Here is a 1,166-nt window from a genome sequence, read left to right on the forward strand (position 1 = left end):
CGGGCGCCCGCCTCTTACGCGTCCTGGCCTGCGGCGTCTCCCGTTCGACGGCTCTGCGGACGCTCATGCGCCTGCCCATACCGCCGCTGCGCGTGCCGCGGGTGGTCGGCATCGACGACTTCGCCCTCAAGCGCCGGCACCGCTACGCCACGATCGTCATCGACGCAGAGACCGGCGAGCGGATCGATGTCCTGCCTGACCGCAAGGCCGAGACGGTGACGAAGTGGCTGCGTGAGCACCCCGGCGCCGAGTATGTCTGCCGTGACGGCTCCGGGTCCTACGGCGAGGCGATCCGCCAGGCCCTCCCCGAAGCAGTGCAGGTCAGCGACCGGTGGCACATGTGGTCCAACCTGTGCGGCAAGGCCCTGTCCGAGGTCCGCTCGCACACCGCGTGCTGGGCGAGCGTGAACCCGGCCCGGCCGGGCGGTGTGCGCGAGCAGACCACCCGGGAACGCTGGCAACAGGTCCACGACCTGCTCGGCAAGGGCGTCGGCCTGCTCGAATGCGCCCGCCGCCTCAATCTCGCCCTGAACACCGTCAAGCGGTACGCCCGCCTGAAGGAGCCCACGCTGGAGCGTCGCGCACCGCAGTACCGGCCCACCCTCGTCGACCCCTACCGCGACCACCTCCGCGCCCGCCGGGCCGCCGACCCGGCCGTCCCGTGCAGCAACTGTTCCGGGAGATCCAGGAGCTGGGCTACACCGGGAGCCTCAACCTGCTCTACCGCTACATCACCCAGGGCCGGGCCGAGGGCGACAAGCCGGTCACCACCCCGCAGCGCTTCGCCCGCCTCCTACTCACCCGCCCCGAGAACCTGCGCGACAAGGACACCGCACTACTACGGGAACTCACCGAAGCCTGTCCGGAGATGACCGAACTCGCCCGCCTCGTCGGCGAGTTCGCCGGGCTCCTGACCCCAGCCGAGGGCAACGACGCCAAACTCACCGACTGGATCACCGCGGTTCGCGCCGCTGAACTGCCCCACCTGCACTCCTTCGCGAACGGCCTCGAGCTCGACCGCGCCGCCGTCGACGCCGGACTCACCCTCCCCTACCACAACGGCCGCACCGAGGGCGTCAACACCCGCACGAAGAAGATCATGAGGCAGATGCACGGCCGCGCCGGCTTCCCGCTCCTACGCCAGCGGATCCTGCTCCAATGATCAA

At 70.4% G+C, this 1,166-nt stretch carries 1 pseudogene; it reads left to right on the forward strand.

Annotation, left to right across the window (positions count from 1 at the left end):
• Positions 1–1,162 (forward strand): annotated as a pseudogene (locus ABZ624_RS43170) (ISL3 family transposase); the annotation flags it as partial.
• Positions 1,163–1,166 lie beyond the last annotated feature (4 nt).

This window comes from Streptomyces sp. NPDC007205 (assembly GCF_040634095.1).
GTDB lineage: Bacteria > Actinomycetota > Actinomycetes > Streptomycetales > Streptomycetaceae > Streptomyces.